This is a genomic window from Streptomyces sp. NPDC002845, from assembly GCF_053591955.1.
The window spans coordinates 16,250-33,423 of record NZ_JBSFUU010000072.1 but is presented as its reverse complement, the minus strand read 5'-3'; the positions used below and the strand labels follow the sequence as shown (position 1 = coordinate 33,423).

Genomic DNA, 17,174 nt, shown 5'->3' with positions numbered 1-17,174 from the left:
TCAGGCCCCGGGGCCCACCATGGTGTCCGTCCACCCCAGCGGGTGCGGATCCGGATCGTCCAGCGCCGGGGCCGGGGGTTCCCCTCCCGCCTCGTTGAAGGCCATCAGCGCCTCGACGAGCGCCGTGCGCTGCTGCGGGGCGAGCCGTTCGACGATCGCGGCGATCTCTGCGTGGCGCCGGGCCATGACGTCCGCGACGGTACGCCGGCCCTCGTAGGTGAGCCGCAGCAAGGTCTCGCGGCGGTTGTCCGGATTGGTCTGCCGGTCGGCGAGTCCGGCCGCGATCAGGCGGTCGACCATGCGCGTCGCGGTGGACGGCGCCACCTGGAGCAGGTCGGCGAGAACGACCAGCTTGGTGGCGCCTCTCGTGGACAGGACCACCAGCATCCGGAACTGCGGCAGCGTCACCCGCTCCTCGACCGCGGCGAGGGAACGCGCGGACACGGCGACCAGCAGACGCGAGGCGGTCAGCACCGCACGGGTCACCGCGTCGGCATCATCCACGCTCTCCGCGGCGTCCGCGCTCTGAGGCATGTGTCCTTTCTACCGCGCCGGAGGGGCCGACCTCTCGGCTGATCCGCACGTATCAGCTGATTCGCACAGATTTTCCTTTCTCTTTCCCTGACTCTTTTCCATACTCTTTATCCTTTCTCTTTCCCTTCCCCGTGACCGTGGTAGCGCAGCAGAAGCATCGCGGCGTCGTCGTGCGGCGGACCCGCGGCATGCCGGACCAGGTCCTCGCGCAGCGCGTCCAGCGCGCTCTGGGCGTCGGGCTCCTTGAGCAGGTGCGCCCGGTCGTCGAGCGGGTAGAAGGTGCCGCTCTCGTCGCGGGCCTCGGTGACGCCGTCGGTGTACAGCAGCAGCTGCTCGCCCGGGGCGAACGTCACGCGATAGGGCTTCGGGCCCCCGCTTCCGTGCGCGCCCAGCCCCAGGGGAAGCGCGTAGGCGGGCGGCTTCGGGAAGTCCACGGTGCCGTCACGGCGTACGACCAGCGGGGCCGGGTGACCGTAGTTGAGGAAGACGACCTCGTGGTCCGAGCGGACCTCGGCGAGGATCGCGGTCACGAACTTCTCGCCCTCCAGTTCCCGGGCCACACTGCGCTCCAGCCGCTCACCGAGCCTCACCAGGTCGGGTTCGTCGTGTGCCGCCTCCCGGAACGCGCCGAGCACCACCGCCGCGGTCTCCACGGCGGCCAGGCCCTTGCCCTGCACATCGCCCACGATGACGCGTATGCCGTGCGGCGAGGCGACGACCTCGTACAGATCGCCGCCGATGCGTGCCTCCGCGACCGCCGAGGTGTACGACACCGCCGCCCGCAGCGGACCGGCGACCAGCGGCACCGGCCGCAGCAGCACCCGCTGGGCCACCTCCGCGATCGACCGCACACTGGCCAGTTCCGCCTCCCGGCGGCCGCGCATCACGGCCGCGGCGACACCCGCACCCGTCACACCGGCCACGGACGCCAGCGCCGTGTAGCCCCGGCGTCCGTCGAAGAGTCCGTCGTACACACCAAGGCCGACGCACAGCAGGAGTGCCGCCACGCCGATCAGTACCGTACGCCGCCAGCCCCCGACCAGCCCGGCGAACGCGGGCCCGAGCGACACCAACGGCAGGAACCCCACCCCCGGGCCGGCGACGATGTCCACGACGGCCACCACCGCCATCACGGCGGCGGGCATCCAGTTCAGCACGACGAGACTCGAGTACGACTTCTCTGCGGCCATGCATGCTCCAGCGGTGTCCCAAACCCTTGAGAGCCACCTTCCCCAGGTACCCCTCCCCGTCTTTAGACTATGCAAGAGACCCTGGTACGAGGTGGCGTTTCCCCTGTGCCTTTATCCAATCGAGCCCCGACCCGATCCGGGCCCGGCGGCGCGTACGGCGTCGAGCCGGGCCACCTCGTCGGCCGTGAGGCGGAGTGCACCCGCGGCCACGTTCTCGGTGAGGTGGTCCGGGTTGCCGGTGCCCGGGATGGCGAGGACGTGCGGGCCCTGCTGGAGGGTCCAGGCCAGCCGGATCTGGGCGGGGGTGGCGTCGTGCGCGCGGGCGATGGCGAGGACCTCGTCGCCGTGCGCGGCGCTCGCGCCCCGAGGGCCGGCCTCGCCCGCGATCGTGTAGAACGGCACGAACGCGATGCCGTGTTCGCCGCAGAGACGCAGCACCTCGTCGGAGGCGGGGTCCGATGCGTCGAGACCGTACTGGTTCTGCACGCAGACCACGGGCGCGATGGCCCGGGCCTCGGCGAGGTGCCGGGGTTCGACGCCGGAGACGCCGAGGTGCCGGATCAGGCCCGCCTCGCGCAGTTCGGCGAGCGCGCCGAAGTGCTCAGCGATGGAGTCCTGCCGCATACGGCGGAGGTTCACCACGTCGAGATGGTCGCGGCCCAACTGGCGCAGGTTCTCCTCGACCTGACCGCGCAGTTGGTCGGGGCGGGCCGCCGTGCCCCACGCGCCGTCGTACTCCCGGTGCGGGCCGACCTTGGTGACGATGACGAGGCCGTCCGGGTAGGGGCCGCCCAGGGCGCTGTTGATCAGCTCATTGGCGGAGCGCAGCGAGGAGAAATAGAAGGCGGCGGTGTCGATGTGGTTGACGCCGAGTTCGATCACGCGGCGCAGTACGGCGATCGAGCGGTCACGGTCGCTCGGGGTGCCGAGGTGGAAGGCGGCGCTGCCCGTCAGCCGCATCGCGCCGAAGCCGATGCGGTGGACGGGCAGGTCGCCGAGTTTCCAGGTACCCGCGGTCTCCGCGGTGATCGTCTCTGAGGTCATCGACGGAGTTTCGCACGCGCGGCGCACATCGACCGCGGCACGTTACGGATAGGTGTACGTGTTCAGCGTCGCCACCGCCGCTGCCGGGTTGCCGAGGTTGTAGTGGTCCACCGCGAGGAAGTTGGGCTTCTTGCGGGCGGCCGGCTGGCAGAACCGCTGGGCGCGGTCGGCGAGTTTGGTGTTGTCGGTGGTGACGGTGGCGGTGATGGGGATGTCGCGGAAGTGGTTCATGACGAACAGCGGGCGGAAGGCGGATTCGGTGCGGGTGAGCGGGATGTTGACGTTGGCGCCGTACCAGCGGCTGTAGCAGGACCAGTCGGACGTGCCGATCCCTCCGCCCATGGACCAGTAGTTCTCGACGGTCCACTCCCGCTGGTACATCACGCCGAAGGTGTCCCGGGTCAGTCCGGCGGACTGGTCTGAGGCGCGGCTGTGGTCGGTGAAGATGAGCAGCCGGTCGTTGGCCGCGATCAGGTCGGCCAGCTTCGGCCAGCCGTTCTGGCGTGCGCCGGTGCGGTCGGGGCGGTACAGCACGTCCGACAGGCCGCTGACGCGGGCGAGTTCGCCGCGCAGGACGCCCGGGTCGACGTAGTCCTCCAGGAAGACCGTGACGATCTCGCTGGGGTTCTGCCGGAGGAAGTCCACGATGCGCTGGATGTCGACCCACAGCGCGACCGGGCGGCTGACGAGGGTGCAGCTGTTGTGGCAGAGGATGGCGCCGTCGGAGGTCTGGTGGATGTCCAGCATGAATCCCCGTACGCCGTCGGCGAGCTGCTGGTTGAGGCCGCGCGACTGGTTGGGGACGAGGTTGACGAAGGGGGGAGCGAAGCCGCCGTCGACGCCGTTGGCGTAGGCGTTGTGGGAGGTGAGGAACGTGACCTGGTCCAGGGTGCGTTGGGCCTGGGAGGGCATCGGGTTGGTGGTGGGGGTGACGGGGGTGAGGTACCAGGAGGCGAGGCTGCCCGCCGAGCCGATGGCCAGCTGGGCGGGGTAGTTGGCGCCGGAGGGCTTGGCGGCGACCGTCAAGTAGCGTTCGGCGCCGGGGGCTTTGAGCCGGTACCGGTCGGCGCCGAGCTCCGTGAGGTCCCAGGTGGCATCGGTGCTCGTACAGGCGACGGTCCTGGCCCGGTCGCCGGAGCGGCCGAGGCAACTGCCCGCCGCGTCCAGGCTTTCCAGGACGTACGACGAACCGCTCGCCCGCAGCGTCCACTGCTGACGGTCCTCGTTGCCCTTGGGTCTGTGCTGTTCGACCGCGCCCGAGGCGTCGGACGCGTTGAGCCCGGTGGTGACGCTCTGCACGTAGTAGGCGCCTGCGGGCGGGACGGCGGCGGAGGCCGTGGGTACGGGGGAGACGACCGCCGCGGCCAGCGCGGCGGTCGTGGTGAGCAGGACGGAGCGGGGGGTTGGCATGACGGTGCCCTTCAGTCCGATCTGAAGCCAGGGAAGATCAGGTGCATGACATCATGAGGCACCGGTCGCCGTCAGCAGTACAGGTTGCCCCCCGGTGAAGTCCCGAGGATTCACACGAACCGCTGGTACGCGTTCACCCGGCTCTGCACCTGCGCCGGATTCCTGCCGTCGCACTCCAGGGAGCCGTTGATGCTGCGGATCGTCTGGCCGAAGCCCGCCCCGCCCACCATGGCGTTGTGGCCGGTCATGGTGCCGGGGCCGGTCTGCGTGTTCCAGTACCAGAGGGCGGTCTTCCAGGCCACTGCCGCGTCGTTCTGCACCAGCCAGGGGTTGTTCAGCAGGTCGATGCCGAGCGCGTCGCCCGCGGCCTTGTAGTTGAAGTTCCAGCTGAGCTGGATCGGGCCGCGCCCGTGGTACGCCGCCTGTCCGGCCGGGCAGCCGTACGGTTGGTTCCAGTCGCAGTAGTGCGGGTAGTTGGCGGTGTTCTGCTCGACGATGTGCACCAGGCCGCCGGTCTCGTGGCTGACGTTGGCGAGGAAGGCCGCCGCCTCCCGCTTCTTCACGGTGTCGCTGCCGGTGTTCGCGAAGGCCGGGTACGCGCTCATCGCGGCCCTCAGCCCGCTGTACGTGTAGAAGGAGTTCCGGTTCGGGAACATCTGGCTGGACTGCGCCTCGCTCACGACGAAGGCGGCGGGATTCGTGGGACCGCTGTCGCAGGCGTACGGCTCCCAGTACCAGGTGCTGATCGTGGGGTCGTAGCCCGGGTTGTCGTGCTCGGCGATGTACGCCTTGCCGTCGGTGTAGCGGACGATGTCGCCGGTGACGTAGGGCCTGCCGGCCACCCAGCTCGGGTAGCTCGAACAGGCGGCGGCCGTCGCGCCCTGGGCGGGCAGCAGCACCGGCGCGGCACTGCCGACGACGAGCGCGGCCATGAGGGCGGAGGTACGGAGCCTCGACACGGGACCAACTCCTTCGCGGAGCACGGCCGCTCCCGGACGAGGGCAGGGTGGAGCGGGCCTCGTGCGCACGTGCCGGACGAGCCGGCCACGGCGTGGCGGAGGCCGTGGTGGGGGGTGGAGGCACACTCAACCGCTTTGGTTCTGCACCAGTCAATGGTGTAGACCAGTCGGATCGAGCCATCGCGGCAGGGCAGTTGGGATTCCCTGTCGTGAACGAGCGTCGCGAATGGGCTCGTCACACCTTGGACGAAGGAGTCGTCGCCCCGTCGAGCGTCTCCGCCAGCCGCTCCAGCAGCCCGCGCAACAACTCTTCGTCGCCGTCACTGAGCACGGGCCAGTCCGCGCGCACCGTCCGGTCCACACGACGCCAGTACTGCCGGCCACGCGGGGTGAGGTGGGCGAGGATGCGGCGGCGGTCGAGGGAATCGACGCGGCGGTGGACGAGGTTCTGGTCGACGAGCTGGTCGATCAGCCTGGTCAGCGTGGGCGGCGGAAGGAAGGCGGCCTCGGCGATGGCCGTCATGTGGTGGCCCGTGCCGTCGGAGAGCAGCGCGAGCACCCGCCACGCGTCGAGCGAGCAGCCGTCCTCGTCCAGGACCGCCTGGAGCCGGCGCGCCGCCACTCGCTCGGCCCGGGTCAGCAGCCGCATGAGGTCCTGGGGCCGGCGCGGTGATGGGGTGGGCATCCTGTTCCCAGGTCACGGGGTGCGTACATCGCATGAGACGGACTGGAGTTCACCGGGCCGACCCGAAATCATGACGCCATGTTCCGGCACGACGTTCCCGCACCCGACTGGTTCACGGCCGACGACTCCGTGTTCAGTGTGGCGCTGGTCTTCCCGATGCAGGGGGCCGCGGGGATCTTCGGGCCCACCTGTGAGCTGTGCGCGCAGCTGGCCGCGGAGGAGGTCAACCGGGCGGGCGGGGTGCTCGGCAAGGAGCTTCGGCTGCTGCCCGTCGACGGTGGCGCCCATCCGCGCGAAGTGGCCGACCGCGTCGAGCCGTTGGTGGACCTGGGCGTCGTACAGGGCGTCACGGGCTGGCACATCTCCTCGGTGCGACAGGCGCTGGCGCCGAGGGTCGCGCATCGCGTGCCGTACGTCTACACCGCCCTGTACGAGGGCGGCGAGCACACCGCGGGCGTCTTCCTGACCAGCGAGACCCCACGCGACCAGCTCCGGCCCGCGATGGAACTGCTGGCGCACGAGCGCGGGACGCGGCGATGGTTCGTGGTCGGCAACGACTATGTGTGGCCGCGCCGTACGGCACGCGCTGCGCACGCGTACGCGCGCGAGTCCGGCGGCGGCATCAGCGGCGAGGGAGGCCGGCCGGGTCACGTCGTCCGGGGAGGGCGGCAAGGAGTCGGAGTTCGCCGTGCGGGAGGCGCTCAGCGTGTGAGGGCACGGCACGGGGAGAATCCTCCCCATGACCACCGCACTCCACCACCCCCTCGTCACCCGCGCCCGGCAGCTCGCGGACGGCCTCCTCGCACCGCGGGCCGAGCGGGTCGACCAGGAGGGGGCGGTGCCCGCGAGCCATATCGAGGCGATCAAACGGTCCGGCCTGCTGGGGGTGGGCGCGCCCGAGGAGTGCGGCGGGTCGGCCGCGCCCGCGGCGGTGGCCAGGGCGACCGCCGAGATCCTGGCGGGGGCGTGCTGCTCCACCTGGTTCGTGCAGACCCAGCACCACACACCGGTGAAGCTGCTGACGGCCTCCCGACTCCCCGTGCGTGACCGGCTGTTGGGGCCGCTGGCCACGGGCGAGCTGCTGGCCGGGGTCGCGTACGCCCATGTCCGCGCCTTCCCCCGCGTCCCGGTGCGTGCCACGCCCGAGCGGGGCGGCTGGCGCTTCGACGGCACCGTGCCCTGGTACACGGGCTGGGGGCTGAACGACGTGATGCTGCTCGCCGGTGTCACCGACACCGGCGAGGTGGTCTTCGCCTTCACCGAGGCGCGCGAGCAGCCGGGGCTGCGCCCGTCGCCGCCGATGCGGCTCGCGGCGCTCACCGCGGCCCGCACGGTCTCCCTGGAGCTGGACGGTCTGGGGCTGCCGGAGGAGGCCGTCGTGCTGCGCACCTCGACGGAGCAGTTCGCCCTCGTCGACCTGCCCAGAGCCACCAACGCCAACCCGGCGGTCTTCGGGGTGGCGTACGCGGCGCTCGGCCTCCTGGAGAACTCCCCGGAGGGACAGGAGACCGCGCGCTCGCTGCGTGCCCGCCTCGACGACGTCCGGCAGCAGGCGTACGCGCTCGCCGACCACCCCATGCCGCACGAGCGCATCGCTGAACGTCTGGCGCTCAAGACGCGAGCGTACGACCTCATGCGTACGGCCACCACCGCGGCGATCGTCGCCGGGGGTGGCCGCACCATGGACCTGGGCAGCCGGGCCCAACGGCTGGCGCGCGAGGGGATGTTCCTGCTGGTACAGGGACAGACGGCGGAGGTGCGGCGGGCTCACCTCGGGGCGCTGTCCACCCCGTAGAACCGGATCGTCAGGGCTTGCGGCCGAGGCCGCCGTGCTGGCCGATCGGGGTCGGTTCCCCTGCGCCGGACGGCTCGGGCCGCCACAGCGGCACCGACACGACACCGGGCTCGACGAGGTCCAGGCCCTCGAAGAACGCGGCGATCCGGTCCACCGGCCGCAGGAAGTACGGGACGGCGCCGGTCTCGTTGTAGGCGTCCTGGGCCCGCTCGTAGGCCGGGTCGGTGCCGCGGGAGCCGTCGTTGACGGACAGGTAGCTCCCGGACGGCAGGCCGTCCAGCAACTGGCGGACGATGGAACGTGCCTGGTCGTAGTCGCCGACGTGGCCCAGGATGCCGCTGAGGATCAGGGCGGTGGGCCGGGTGAGGTCCAGGGTCCTGGCGGCGGCCGACAGGATGCGCTCCGGCTCGAACAGGCTCTCGTCCACATAGGCGGTGGCTCCCTCCGGGGTGGAGGTGAGCAGGGCGCGGGCGTGCGCGAGGACGAGCGGGTCGTTGTCGACGTAGACGATGCGCGCGTCCGGGGCGAGGCGCTGGGCGACCTCGTGGGTGTTGTCCACGGTGGGCAGGCCGGTGCCGACGTCCAGGAACTGCCGGACGCCCGCCTCCTCGACCAGGTGGCCGATGCTGCGGCGCAGGAAGGCGCGGCTGCTGCGGGCGATGGTCACGATGCCGGGGAAGACGGCGCTGTAGGCGTCGCCGGCCTCCTCGTCCACGGGGTAGTTGTCCTTGCCGCCCAGCCAGTGGTTCCAGATCCGCGCCGAGTGCGGTACGGAGGTGTCGATCCTCTCGTTCACCGCAGCTCCGGGCGTGGTCGAGTGGTCGGTCATGGGCGCCGTCTCCTCAGCGGGGGCTTGCACTGTCAGGGACAACCTAAGGCCCAACGTTCGCGGTGCGTACGCGGGTTGCCGGTTGAGGGTCCTCGCCGCCGGGCCTCGTGGCTACGGAGCGGTCCTGCCGAGGTCGAGCCGTCCGACATGGGCCACGTTCTCCCGGTCGTCCGTGTCCTCGCCGGCCTCGGCGGCGAACCAGGCGTCGAGGATCTCCTTGAGCAGTGGCTGGGACGTCAGCCGCAGGCTGAGCGCCAGCACGTTGGCGTCGTTCCAGCGGCGTGCGCCGTCCGCCGTGTAGGCGTCCGTGCACAGGGCCGCTCGTACGCCCGGCACCTTGTTCGCGGCGATCGACGCGCCCGTGCCGGTCCAGCAGCACACGACCGCCTGCTCCGCCGTCCCGGCGGCGACCTCGCGGGCCGCCGCCTCCGAGCACACGGCCCACTGCGGGTCGTCGCCGGGTGCAGCGCCCCGTGCGTCAGCACCTCGTGGCCGCGGTCGCGCAGTTCGTCGACGAGGAAGCGGGCTACAGGTTCGTCCATGTCCGAGGAAACGGAGATCCGCATGTCCCGGAGCCTGCTCGACGTCGAAGGCCCGCTTGACGGGCATACCGCTCAACGGCGGATCAGGCGGGCGTGTACGACCGCCGGGGAGCTGACCAGTTCCGCGACCCGGTAGCCGTCGATCCCGTCGCCGAGGTTGTCGAGCAGGCGTTCACCGCTGCCGACGAGGAGGGGGACGATGGCCAGGTGGAGTTCGTCGACGAGGCGGGCGCGCAGGTACTGCTGGACGGTGGCCGGTCCCCCGCCGAGGCGTACGTCCTTGCCCGCGGCCGCCTCGAAGGCCCGCTGGAGCACGGTCTCGACGGGCTCGTCGGTGAAGTGGAAGGTGGTTCCGCCCGCCATGGGCAGGGACGGCCGCGGGTGGTGGGTGTGGACGAACACGTCGTGGTGGTACGGCGGGTTGTCGCCCCACCAGCCCGTCCACGACTCGTCCGGCCAGGGACCGCGCACCGGCCCGAACATGTTGCGGCCCATGACGGTGGCGCCGATGTTCTCTTCACTGCGTTCGACGTAGTCGACATCGGTCCCCGCCTTCCCCTCGGCGCGGTCCCGCATCGCGGCGAACATCCACTCGTGCGCACGTTCGAAGCGGTCGCCGAGGGGCGCGTCCAGGCGCTGGTTCGGGCCGGCGGCGAAGCCGTCGAGCGAGACGGTGAGGTTGTGTACGCGCAGTCTGGGCATGGCGTTCTCCTTGCTCGGTGCCGGTGAAGACGGTCGGCGGGGCTGTCGCTCCCTCTCCTCCCACGACTACACATAAAGGCGAAATAAGCGCAGAATGAAGATACGTGGCCCTTACCGCATACCACACCAGACGCGGTCAGGCCTGCAGAGAACGAAGGAGACGAGTCATGCCCAACGTCTCGCACAGGAGTGACATCGCCACCCACCCTGATGCTTCCGAAATGCGGGCGAGGTACGCCCGCGTGCTCGGTGGTCGCGATGTGGCGCTCGTGGACGGACCGGTGTTCCTCCTCGGTCTGTACTGCGCCGCATCCCCGTGGATAGTCCACTACACGACCAGCCAGCCCGCACTCGTGACCCACAACCTGATCGTGGGTATCGCGATAGGCCTGCTGGCCCTCGGGTTCACCAGCCAGCCGGAGAGGATGTACGGCCTCAGCTGGGCCATGTGTGCGATGGGCATCTGGATGATCATCGCGCCGTGGGTCGTGGGCGCGGGCCCGGACGCCGGTGTCGTGCTCAACAACATCATCATCGGCGCCCTGGCGTTGATCCTGGGCCTGATGTGTGCGGGCACGGCGGCGAGGACCACGTCGTCGCGTACGTGACAGGAACGCCCGCGAGGGTATGGACGGCCGACACGCCCGGGCGTGTCGGCCGTCGCCGTTCACGCTCCGTCACCGGACCGCGGGCATCAGCCACGGCTCGTGCGGCAGCGTGCTGCCGGTCTCCAGGAGCGACTTCAGGTTGGACAGGACGGCCGGCCAGCCCGTGGCCACCGCCTCGCGTGCGGTCTCGTCGGCGAGGTTCTCGTGGGTGACGGTGAGCCGGACGATGCCCTCGTGCGGCTGGATGTCGAAGGTGACCCGGGACGCGCCGCCCTCCTCGCCCACGTCGGCGTCGTCCGCCCAGGTGGTGACCAGCCGGGTGGGCCGCTCGCTCGCCACGACGGTGCCGACGACGTCGGCGATGCCCGACCCGTCCGTACGCCGGTGTTCCCAGCGGGAACCGGGCCGCCAGTCCTCCGACACATTGCTGTGGCCCCAGTACGCGGCCGTCAGCTCGGCGTCCGTGAGCGCGTCCCAGACCGCCTCGGGCGTGCTCTTGATGTAAGTGACGTACACAAAACTCGGCTTGTCGGTCATGGCTTCCTCGGCTCGTTGCTTGACGGCGCCGAGCAGGCGCAGTCGCGGCTCCTCGAACGTGGCGATCCACCGTTCCTGGATCTCGTGGAGCGGCACCGGATTGAGGTAGTGCAGCTTCTCCCGTCCCCGTCGCACGGCGCTGACGAGGTTGGCGGCCTCCAGGACCGCGAGGTGCTGGGTCACCGACTGGCGCGCCATGTCGATGCGCGCGCAGAGCTCGCCGAGCGTCTGCCCGTTCTGCTCGTGCAGCCGGTCGAGGAGCCGCCGCCGCGTCCGGTCGGCCAGCGCCTTGAAGACCAGGTCCGTCTCCGGCTCGTTCTCTGATCGCACACCCAACGTTATGCAGGTAATCACCTGCATGTCAATCGGACGCCCTCACGGCTCTCAGCCCTTGACTGCGGAGCTGGCCACACCCTGGACGAACCAGCGCTGGAAGAACGCGAAGACGACCAGCACGGGCAGGACCAGGAGGACGCCGAAGGCGAGGATCTGTCCCCAGTCGGGAGGCAGTTGGGACTGGAAGACGCTCATCTCCAGCGGCAGCGGCCGGACCGACGGATCGGAGACCATCAGCACCGGCCAGAGGAACGAGCCCCACTGGATGAGGAAGGTCAGGATCGCCACGGAGGCGAACGCCGGCCTCGACATCGGAACGATGATCGCGAAGAAGGTGCGCCACGGACCCGCGCCGTCCAGGCGGGCGGCTTCCTCGATGCTGGGCGGGATCGAGCGGAAGAAGGTGTGGAACTGGTAGACGGAGAAGGCGTTGGCGATGAAGGGGAGCGCCAGGATGAAGAGGGTGTTGCGCTGGCCGTTGAACATGTAGAAGAGCGGGACGGCCACCGACTCGAACGGGACCAGCATCAGCAGCAGGACGACGGAGAAGACGGCGTTCCGGCCGCGCCACTTCAGCCGTGACAGCCCGTACGCCGCCATCGAGTTGACGAACAGGCCGCCGGTGACGACGACGAACGCCAGCAGCAGCGAGTTGCCCATGAAGCGCCAGAAGTAGCCGGTGCTGTCGGAGTTGAGGCTGCTCAGGACGGCGGAGTAGTTGTCGAAGGACAGATGGGTGGGCAGGAAGCCGGACAGGCCGTTCAGCACTTCGTCCGACGGCTTGAGGCTGCCGAGGAAGAGGTAGAGGACGGGCAGCGCGAAGATGAACGCCAGCACGCTGAGGACGGCGTAGTCGAGGAAGCGGCGCAGGGGCGTGCGGGCGAGGGCCGTGTTCGTGCTCATGGTCAGTCCTCGTTGTCGGGCCGGACGACGCGGCGCTGGATGAGGGTCAGGACGACGACGATCAGGAAGAAGACGACGGTGATCGCGGCCGCCTGGCCGACGTTGTTCTGGTCGAAGGCGGTGGTGACGGCCTGGTACATCACGGTGCGGGTGGCGTCCTCGTTGAGGCCGCCGCCGTCGATGAGGACGTAGACCTGGTCGAAGACCCGGAAGGAGAGCACCGAGGTGAGCATGGCGACGAAGACGAGGGTGCCGCGGATGCCGGGCAGGGTGACGTGCCGGAACTGCTGCCAGCGGCCGGCGCGGTCGAGCTGGGCGGCCTCGTAGAGCTCGCCCGGTATCTGCTGGAGGCCGGCGAGGAGGATGACCATCTGGAAGCCGACGCCCTGCCAGATGGACAGCACGATGATCGAGGCCATCGCGGTCGCGGAGTCGCCGAGCCAGTCGAAGGCGCCCCAGTTGCCGAAACTCACCGCGTCCAGCGCGGAGTTGAGCATGCCCTGGTCGCTGCGGGCGAGGATGAGACGCCAGATCACGGCGACCAGCGCCATGGGGAAGACGACCGGCATGAAGAAGAAGGACCGGAACAGGCCGATGGCCTTGAGCTTGCGGTTGAGCAGAATCGCCAGCCCGAGTGCCAGAGCCGTCTGGACCGGTACGACGACCACGGCGAAGGTCAGGTTGTTCAGCAGCGCCCGCAGGAACGGGCCGGACAGGTCGGGGTCGGTGAACAGCCGCCGGTACTGCTCCAGGCCGAAGAAGGTGGGTTCCAGCGGGGAACCGAGGCGGACGTTGTAGAAGGAGAGGACGACGGCGTAGCCGAAGGGGATGCCGACGAACGCGATGAGTCCGGCGACGGCGGGCGTGGACATGAGCAGCCCGTGCAACCACTCGCGGTTCTTGCGCACGGAGGGCGCCGGACGCGCGGGCTCGGCGGCGGTCACGGATGGGGCCTGCTCCCGGGCGGGGGGTGCGGCGTTCGCCGGTTCGACGGATTTCACGGGCGGGTCCTGTTCCCGGCGGGGGCGGGCACGGCGTGCTGCGGCCCGCCCCTGCCGATGGGTCCTACGGGATCTCGTAGCCGGCGTTGTCGGAGAAGTCCTGGTCGATGGCGCGGGCGGCCTTGGACAGGGCCTCCTCGGGGTCGGCGCCGCCGTAGACGGAGTTCAGTGCCTCGCCGAACTTGGCGGTGACGGTGGGGTATCCGGCGGTCACCGGGCGGGTGACGGCGACGCAGGAGGCGCTGATGCCGCTGTCGCCGCAGGGCTTGGCGAGCTGGTCGGCGAAGAGCTGGAGCGGGCCGCCCTCCTGGTACAGCTCACTCGCGGCGAGCGCGGACTTGGTGGCGGGCGGGGCGCCGTTGGCCGTCGTCATCGCGGCGATGTTGGTGTCGTTGAGGAGGTAGTCCATGAAGGCGCCGGCGGCCTTGGCGTTCTTGGTGTCGGCGCCGATGCCCCAGGCCCAGGAACCCTGGCCGGTCTTGGGGCCGTTGCCGAAGTCCGGCAGCGGCAGCACGACCAGGTCGTCGCCGAGGGCCTCGCTGTAGGCGGGGTACATCCAGTGGCCGACCCAGCTGAGCGCGACGCGACCCTTGGCGAAGGCGTTGCCGTCGGTGTTGGGGTCGACGTACGTCTTCCAGGACTGGAAGGTCTTCAGGGCCGAGACGACCTCCGGGGTGTCCAGGCCGCCTTCCGCCTTGCCGTCCGTGAGCAGGGAGCCGCCGGCCGACCAGACGATCGGGGCGAAGCCGTAGGTGCCCCACTCGGTCGCGAATCCGTTGTTCTCCTGGACGTCGAGGGTCTTGCCGTCGGAGTCCTCGGCCTTCAGCGCCGTGAGCGCGGCGGTGAACTCGTCCGCCGTCCAGGCCTCGTCCACGCTCGTCGGGTACGTCACCCCGGCGGCGTCCAGCAGCTTCTTGTTGCCGTAGATCCCCAGGCCGGAGTCGTACATGCCCAGGCCGTAGTGCTTGCCGCCGATCTCCCCCTGGGACTTGCTCGCGTCGGTGGCGTTGGCCACGGTCTCGGCGGAGACGTAGTCGTCGATCGGGGCGAGCTTGCCGTTGTAGACGAAGTTCGCCATGGTCGGGCCGTCGAACTCCATCACGTCCGGCAGCTCGGAGGCGTTGGTGGCGGTGATGGTCTTGGTGTAGTCGTTGCCGGGTATCAGCTTCAGCTCGACCTTGATGTCGCTCTGCGAGGAGTTGAAGGACTTCACCGCGGCCTGCACCGCGGCGTCCTCGCTCTTCTGGCCCTGGTGGGCCCAGACGCTGATGGTGCCCGTGCCGCTGCCCGCCTCCGCCGAGGCGTCGGTGCCGCCGCCCCCGCCACAGGCGGCCAGCGCCGCAAGGGGAAGGGCGAGGGCCAGGCCCGTACTGGCTGTGCGGCGATACCTTCTGCTGGTCGAGCTCATGGGCTGTGCCTCCGTGCTGTGGCGAGGGTGTGACGTACGGGTGTCATGGACGGGGTGCTGACAGGGCGTGGGGGTGTGGGGTTCCAGGGGACGGGGGTTACTGCGGTCCGCGCGGGCGGGGTGGGGCGGTGGTCTCACGCAGGACGAGGCGGATGGGCATCCGCACCTGCCCCGGTGCTTCGGCGCCGGGTTCGTCGAGCTGGCGCAGGAGCAGCCGGGCGGCCTCGGCGCCCTGGTCGGCGACCGGCTGGGAGACGGTCGTCAGGCCGACCACGTCGGCGAGTTCGTGGTCGTCGAAGCCGACGACCGACACGTCGTCCGGGACCTTCAGCCGGTGGCGGCGCAGGGCGCGCAGCGCGCCCATCGCCATCTCGTCGGACTGCGCGAACACGGCGGTCGGCGGGCGGGAGGCGGCCAGCAGTTCGGTCATGGCCCGCTCGCCGCCCTCGACGGTGTAGTCACCGTCCGCCTCCAAGGCCGGATCGTGGTCGATGCCCGCCTCGGCCAGGACGTTCAGGTACGCGTTGCGCCGCTCGACGGGGGTGGTCCAGTGCAGCGGCCCGCTGGCTCCGCTGATCATGCCGATCCGGCGGTGGCCGAGGTTCACCAGATGACGTACGGCGCTCTCGGTACCGGCCCGGTCGTCGATGCCGACCACGGTGAAGCCGGGCCGGCTGCCGCCGACCGTGGTGGCCAGCGGCACCCCGAGTGAGCGCAGTGCGGCGGACTCCTCGTGGTCGGGGATGAGGAGCGACAGCACGGCGTCCACGCGCTTGCGGACCGGCAGCTTGGTGAAGAAGCGCTTGCGTGCCTCCGGTGAGCCCAGGTTGTACAGCAGGACGTCGTACCCGGCGGCGCTGAGGACCTGCTCGGCGGCGTCCAGCACGGTGCCGAAGAACCAGCGGCCCACGTACGGGACCAGGACTCCGATGGTGTAGGTGCGGCCGCTGGCCAGGCTGGAGGCCGAGCGGGACGCGGTGTAGCCGAGCCCGGCGGCGACGGCCGTGATCCGGTCCCGCACCTCGTCGGACACCCCCGGGCGGCCGCGCAGGGCGCGGGACACGGTGGACGCCGAGACCCCGGCGGCGCTGGCGACATCGGTGATGCTGACCGTCACGGCGCGGTTCCTCCCGTTGCTTCACGTCGGTGTGATCTGTGGGTGACGTGACCGTAAACCCGCCCTCGTTGTTGCGCAAGCGTTTGCGTTCAGTTTTACTTGGGCCGATTCTCAAGAGATCGCTTTGTTATCGAAGGTCAGCGCATGCGTTTGGGCGCTGTGAGCCGACAGGAACTGTTGCATGCGATACGCCCCGCCCGGCCTCTGCCTGAACGACTTCGCCCTGCTGCGCGACGAGGACGGCACCTACGCGGTGCTGCACCTCCAGGGGCCGTGGACAGCCGAGTTCGACCATCTCCGGATGGAGACCTCCTACGGCCGGGCCACCTCCACCGACCTGGTCGGCTGGCAGCCGCGGGGCACCGCCTTCGGGGTCGGTCTGCCCGGCCGGTTCGACCAGCAGGCGGTGTGGACCATGCATCCCGTCCGGCACGGCGACGCGATGGCGATGTTCTACACCGGGGTGAGCGGGCTGACGCCGGGCGGCTGGCCGCTCCAGAGCGTGGGCCTGGCCCACTCCGACCGCACCGACGGCACCGGCTGGCGACGCCACGGCACCGGGCCGGTCGCCGAGGCGGACCCGCGCTGGTACCGCACCGGGGAGAGGATGGCCTGGCGCGACCCCTTCGTCGTACGCGACGACGAGACGGACGGCTGGGCGATGGTCGTCTGCGCCAACGACGCCTCCCTCCCGGTCGAGGTCGGCGGCTGTGTCGCCTGGGCCACCTCCGACGACCTGGAGCACTGGACCGTTCACCCGCCGCTGATCTCACCCGGCGACGTGGACGAGTTCGAGTGCCCGGTCCTGGAGCGCCTCGACGACGGTGGCTGGCTGCTGCTCGGCTCCATCGGCGCCACCCGCGGCTTCGAGGCCTGGACCGCCCCGGCCCTGCGGGGTCCCTGGACCCGTCGCGGCCCGCTCGGACCGACCGGCACCTATGCCCCCCGCGTCATCGCCGCGCCCGACGGCAGCCGCGTCGTCCTGCACACCACGCCCCGCCTGGTCGGCCTCACCGATGCCGGGGACCGCTGCCGGGGCATGCTCGCCCAGCCCAAGTCGCTTGTCGTGCAGGGCGATGGTGCGCCACGCCTGGAATGGTGGCCCGGCCTGGACACCTGGCTCGGCGAGGAGACGGAGCGGCCCGTCCTGCACGCGGTCGGCGACATCGGTGTCACCGGGCCCGTCGAGATCGTCCTGCGCACCGACATGGCGGGCGGCGGCCGGTCCGCCCTCGCCGTGGGCTGCGACGGCAAGAACCTGTGGGCCACCGGGCCCGACGGCACGCGCCTCGGCGAGACCCTCCTGACCGAACCCGCCGCCACCCTGCGCGTCCTCACCATCGGCGAGTACGTCGAGGTCTACGCCGACGACGTCTTCGCCCTCACGGCCCTGTGCTACTCCGGGCACCCGGCCCCGTGGACAGCCGTGACGGAGGGGCGCAGCCGTACGATCCCGGTCCGCCCGATCCGGCTGCCCGATCCCCGGCGCGACGACGCCTCGGCCGTCTGGCCCGGCCCTTCACCCCGGTAGCACGCGGGAGCACGCTCCCGGACCGATGCTGCGACCGAGCCGT

The 17,174-nt window shown here is 70.6% G+C and carries 16 protein-coding genes and 2 pseudogenes; 4 read left to right on the top strand and 14 right to left on the bottom strand.

The features are described 5' to 3' along the window. The 6 genes from ACWD3C_RS36710 to ACWD3C_RS36685 form a co-directional block, all read right to left on the bottom strand. Nucleotides 1-534 carry a MarR family winged helix-turn-helix transcriptional regulator gene (locus ACWD3C_RS36710; protein WP_451150951.1) on the bottom strand — a complete coding sequence of 178 codons (534 nt, stop codon included), beginning with the start codon at nucleotides 532-534 and terminating at the stop codon, nucleotides 1-3. 107 nt (nucleotides 535-641) lie between these two features. Then, the gene (locus ACWD3C_RS36705; RefSeq protein WP_451150949.1) at nucleotides 642-1,724 is read right to left on the bottom strand and encodes a SpoIIE family protein phosphatase; all 1,083 of its coding nucleotides are present in this window, start codon (nucleotides 1,722-1,724) and stop codon (nucleotides 642-644) included. Between the two features lie 111 nt (nucleotides 1,725-1,835). Next, nucleotides 1,836-2,768: an aldo/keto reductase gene (locus ACWD3C_RS36700; protein ID WP_451150947.1), complete on the bottom strand. Its 933-nt coding sequence runs from the start codon at nucleotides 2,766-2,768 to the stop codon at nucleotides 1,836-1,838. Between the two features lie 42 nt (nucleotides 2,769-2,810). After that, entirely contained in the window at nucleotides 2,811-4,178 is a 1,368-nt protein-coding gene (locus tag ACWD3C_RS36695; protein ID WP_451150945.1) for a phospholipase, read from the bottom strand. 110 nt (nucleotides 4,179-4,288) lie between these two features. Further along, nucleotides 4,289-5,137 carry a glycoside hydrolase family 19 protein gene (locus tag ACWD3C_RS36690; protein ID WP_451150943.1) on the bottom strand — a complete coding sequence of 283 codons (849 nt, stop codon included), beginning with the start codon at nucleotides 5,135-5,137 and terminating at the stop codon, nucleotides 4,289-4,291. A gap of 235 nt (nucleotides 5,138-5,372) precedes the next feature. After that, on the bottom strand, nucleotides 5,373-5,822 hold the full coding sequence (locus ACWD3C_RS36685) for a MarR family winged helix-turn-helix transcriptional regulator (protein WP_451150941.1): 450 nt from the start codon (nucleotides 5,820-5,822) through the stop codon (nucleotides 5,373-5,375). A gap of 78 nt (nucleotides 5,823-5,900) precedes the next feature. Between ACWD3C_RS36685 and ACWD3C_RS36680 the strand changes: the two are divergent. Both ACWD3C_RS36680 and ACWD3C_RS36675 read left to right on the top strand, forming a co-directional pair. Continuing rightward, a pseudogene (locus ACWD3C_RS36680) lies at nucleotides 5,901-6,467 on the top strand (ABC transporter substrate-binding protein); the annotation flags it as partial. 94 nt (nucleotides 6,468-6,561) lie between these two features. After that, nucleotides 6,562-7,617 carry an acyl-CoA dehydrogenase family protein gene (locus ACWD3C_RS36675; protein WP_451150939.1) on the top strand — a complete coding sequence of 352 codons (1,056 nt, stop codon included), beginning with the start codon at nucleotides 6,562-6,564 and terminating at the stop codon, nucleotides 7,615-7,617. Nucleotides 7,618-7,627: 10 nt separating this feature from the next. On the opposite strand, the gene ACWD3C_RS36670 is transcribed toward ACWD3C_RS36675, so the two are convergent. From ACWD3C_RS36670 to ACWD3C_RS36660, 3 genes and pseudogenes are all read right to left on the bottom strand, one after another. Then, nucleotides 7,628-8,446, bottom strand: a complete 819-nt coding sequence (locus ACWD3C_RS36670) for an SAM-dependent methyltransferase (RefSeq protein ID WP_451150937.1) — start codon at nucleotides 8,444-8,446, stop codon at nucleotides 7,628-7,630. Nucleotides 8,447-8,557: 111 nt separating this feature from the next. Then, a pseudogene (locus tag ACWD3C_RS36665) lies at nucleotides 8,558-9,012 on the bottom strand (RpiB/LacA/LacB family sugar-phosphate isomerase). A 48-nt stretch (nucleotides 9,013-9,060) separates the two neighbouring features. Beyond that, nucleotides 9,061-9,690: a dihydrofolate reductase family protein gene (locus ACWD3C_RS36660; protein ID WP_451150935.1), complete on the bottom strand. Its 630-nt coding sequence runs from the start codon at nucleotides 9,688-9,690 to the stop codon at nucleotides 9,061-9,063. 167 nt (nucleotides 9,691-9,857) lie between these two features. On the opposite strand from ACWD3C_RS36660, the gene ACWD3C_RS36655 reads away from it, so the two are divergent. Then, nucleotides 9,858-10,298 carry an SPW repeat protein gene (locus ACWD3C_RS36655; protein ID WP_451150933.1) on the top strand — a complete coding sequence of 147 codons (441 nt, stop codon included), beginning with the start codon at nucleotides 9,858-9,860 and terminating at the stop codon, nucleotides 10,296-10,298. Nucleotides 10,299-10,367: 69 nt separating this feature from the next. Here the strand turns inward: ACWD3C_RS36655 and ACWD3C_RS36650 are convergent, their stop codons facing one another. The 5 genes from ACWD3C_RS36650 to ACWD3C_RS36630 form a co-directional block, all read right to left on the bottom strand. After that, nucleotides 10,368-11,165, bottom strand: coding sequence for an ArsR/SmtB family transcription factor (locus tag ACWD3C_RS36650; RefSeq protein WP_451150931.1), 798 nt, complete (start codon nucleotides 11,163-11,165; stop codon nucleotides 10,368-10,370). Nucleotides 11,166-11,219: 54 nt separating this feature from the next. After that, nucleotides 11,220-12,074, bottom strand: coding sequence for a carbohydrate ABC transporter permease (locus ACWD3C_RS36645; protein WP_451150929.1), 855 nt, complete (start codon nucleotides 12,072-12,074; stop codon nucleotides 11,220-11,222). Between the two features lie 2 nt (nucleotides 12,075-12,076). Then, nucleotides 12,077-13,075: a carbohydrate ABC transporter permease gene (locus ACWD3C_RS36640; protein WP_451150927.1), complete on the bottom strand. Its 999-nt coding sequence runs from the start codon at nucleotides 13,073-13,075 to the stop codon at nucleotides 12,077-12,079. Nucleotides 13,076-13,139: 64 nt separating this feature from the next. Further along, on the bottom strand, nucleotides 13,140-14,483 hold the full coding sequence (locus tag ACWD3C_RS36635) for an ABC transporter substrate-binding protein (protein ID WP_451150925.1): 1,344 nt from the start codon (nucleotides 14,481-14,483) through the stop codon (nucleotides 13,140-13,142). A gap of 97 nt (nucleotides 14,484-14,580) precedes the next feature. After that, complete coding sequence (locus ACWD3C_RS36630) at nucleotides 14,581-15,600, bottom strand: LacI family DNA-binding transcriptional regulator (RefSeq protein ID WP_451150923.1); 1,020 nt, start codon at nucleotides 15,598-15,600, stop codon at nucleotides 14,581-14,583. Between the two features lie 181 nt (nucleotides 15,601-15,781). On the opposite strand from ACWD3C_RS36630, the gene ACWD3C_RS36625 reads away from it, so the two are divergent. Beyond that, nucleotides 15,782-17,131, top strand: coding sequence for a mucin-1 (locus ACWD3C_RS36625; protein WP_451150921.1), 1,350 nt, complete (start codon nucleotides 15,782-15,784; stop codon nucleotides 17,129-17,131). Nucleotides 17,132-17,174: the final 43 nt, after the last annotated feature.

Bases quoted from the DNA above. Each gene is read 5' to 3' on its own strand.
- ACWD3C_RS36700 (WP_451150947.1), bottom strand. From the start codon at position 2,768: ATGACCTCAGAGACGATCACCGCGGAGACCGCGGGTACCTGGAAACTC.
- ACWD3C_RS36670 (WP_451150937.1), bottom strand. From the start codon at position 8,446: ATGACCGACCACTCGACCACGCCCGGAGCTGCGGTGAACGAGAGGATC.
- ACWD3C_RS36710 (WP_451150951.1), bottom strand. From the start codon at position 534: ATGCCTCAGAGCGCGGACGCCGCGGAGAGCGTGGATGATGCCGACGCG.
- ACWD3C_RS36705 (WP_451150949.1), bottom strand. From the start codon at position 1,724: ATGGCCGCAGAGAAGTCGTACTCGAGTCTCGTCGTGCTGAACTGGATG.
- ACWD3C_RS36675 (WP_451150939.1), top strand. From the start codon at position 6,562: ATGACCACCGCACTCCACCACCCCCTCGTCACCCGCGCCCGGCAGCTC.
- ACWD3C_RS36685 (WP_451150941.1), bottom strand. From the start codon at position 5,822: ATGCCCACCCCATCACCGCGCCGGCCCCAGGACCTCATGCGGCTGCTG.
- ACWD3C_RS36695 (WP_451150945.1), bottom strand. From the start codon at position 4,178: ATGCCAACCCCCCGCTCCGTCCTGCTCACCACGACCGCCGCGCTGGCC.
- ACWD3C_RS36655 (WP_451150933.1), top strand. From the start codon at position 9,858: ATGCCCAACGTCTCGCACAGGAGTGACATCGCCACCCACCCTGATGCT.
- ACWD3C_RS36625 (WP_451150921.1), top strand. From the start codon at position 15,782: ATGCGATACGCCCCGCCCGGCCTCTGCCTGAACGACTTCGCCCTGCTG.
- ACWD3C_RS36635 (WP_451150925.1), bottom strand. From the start codon at position 14,483: ATGAGCTCGACCAGCAGAAGGTATCGCCGCACAGCCAGTACGGGCCTG.
- ACWD3C_RS36645 (WP_451150929.1), bottom strand. From the start codon at position 12,074: ATGAGCACGAACACGGCCCTCGCCCGCACGCCCCTGCGCCGCTTCCTC.
- ACWD3C_RS36660 (WP_451150935.1), bottom strand. From the start codon at position 9,690: ATGCCCAGACTGCGCGTACACAACCTCACCGTCTCGCTCGACGGCTTC.